General features: G+C 58.7%; 1 protein-coding gene. It reads left to right on the plus strand.

Annotated features, from left to right (window positions below; all coding sequences use genetic code 11):
- Positions 1–1,945, plus strand: a 1,945-nt coding sequence (locus HMPREF0178_RS22175) for a hypothetical protein (RefSeq protein ID WP_009381173.1), incomplete at both ends; no start/stop codon positions are given.

A 1,945-nucleotide genomic window follows, 5' to 3' on the forward strand; every position in this document is an offset into this window, starting at 1 on the left:
CGCATTCAACGGCGGAGCGCGCTTTAACCGGCAATACGGCCAGCGGGCTTGGCGGGGCCATCTACAACACCCGTGCCGTCACCCTCAATCCCGGCGCTGGTCAGGAGATCGTGTTCAGCGGGAATACGGACTCCACGGGTTCGAACGCGATCTTCATGGGCGACGGCTCCAGTCTGGACATCATGGGAGACGGCAAGGTCGTCTTTGATGATACGCTGTCGTCTCAAAGCGCAACGCCGACCCTGAAGAAGACGGGGAGCGGGGAACTGTTTCTCAACGCCTCAATGGACGGCTTCCTGGGCACGGCTTCTTTCGAGGGCGGGCTTACGGGCATTGCCGAAAAGTGGCTCATCAAGAACCTGGTTACCATCGCGGGCGGCAAGCTGAAGATGTCTGAGTTCTCCTTTGCGTCGCAGGACGCGGAGAACGCCGTTACGGGCGGCAAGCTGGTTCTGGCCGGCGGCATCCTGGAGACGGGGACAGGGCAGATCTTCGCCAACGGCCTGAATGCCGAAGGCGACGCCAGAAATCCCGGCTCCGTGAAGCTGAACGGAGACAACTGGAACTTTGATTCCGGCTTGATCGCGTTCGATGACGCCAAGTATAACCTGACCTATGCCCAGGCCGCGGCCCTGTTGTTGGGAGCCAGCAACGTCGGGGCGGATGCGTCCGGCTCGGGTTCCGCAAAGGAGATCACGTTCACCGGGACATATGTGAACATTCCCAATCCAGGCCCCATCTCGCCCTATTACTACACGGGCAACAAGTCCGACGCCGCTTCGGACGGAACCGTAGGAGGATGGCTGGACAATTCCGGGGTTCCTGTCACTCTTGCGAATGCCATTACCGTAAAAAAGGAACCGGGGCAGGCAAGTGAATACCGCTTCCTGTCTGGGGTATTCGACGGAAGCAAGGCGTCCGATACCAGCAGTCTGATCCACGATGATTCCGGGGTGCATGTCACGTCGGATGGGCCTTTGACTATCCAGAATTGGGGCACCGAGCTCGTGCCAGCTCACACTTCAACCGTGGCCTCTACTGGTGAGATAGTCTTTGGTAATAATGTCTCGGTTCTCAATAACCATTCCGCAGGGGACGGTACGAAGGGCGGAGGAGCTCTCTTCTCCAAGGCAAGCATCACGTTTGGGGATAACGCGGTTCTCTCCGGCAATGCGACCGTTTTGGCTGCAGGCGGTGAAGGTTATGGCGGAGGGGCTCTGTTCTTGGACGGAAAGGGGGAAATCCTCTTGGGCAAGAATGCCCTCATCGAAAAGAACGAAAGTTGCGGCTATGGCGGAGCCATCTACAGTCTGGGCTCCGTGCGTTTAGGGGAAGGCGCCGTCATACGGGGCAACAAGGCTTCGTATATGGGCGGGGCGTTAGCCGTAACCGGCGCGCTGAGCCTGGGAAAGAATGCCCTTGTGGAAGACAATCAGGCCCGGCAAGGCGGAGCCATATATGCCCAAAATGGGACGCTGGCGCTGGGAAGCGGAACGCGGTTGGAAAGGAACCAGGCGGACAGAGGTGGAGCCATCTACCTGCAAGGAGGCAGTGGTGATTCCACAACGCTTGATTTGATGAATTCGGTATTCAGAGAGAACAGCGCCAGCAACGGTGGGGCATTGTATTTAACAGGTGACGGTACGTTGCGTATTGCGGCTGCGGACACGGTGTTTGAGGGGAACAGCGCCAGTTATGGCGGTGCCATCTATAATGGTTTCCCCATGAATGAGAAGGGCCATTCCGGCAGTGATGGTTCCCTCGCATTCAACGGCGGAGCGCGCTTTACCGGCAATACGGCCAGCGGGCTTGGCGGGGCCATCTACAACACCCGTGCCGTCACCCTCAATCCCGGCGCTGGTCAGGAGATCGTGTTCAGCGGGAATACGGACTCCACGGGTTCGAACGCGATCTTCATGGGCGACGGCTCCAGTCTGGACATCAC

Source organism: Bilophila sp. 4_1_30, assembly GCF_000224655.1.
GTDB classification, from domain to species: domain Bacteria; phylum Desulfobacterota; class Desulfovibrionia; order Desulfovibrionales; family Desulfovibrionaceae; genus Bilophila; species Bilophila wadsworthia.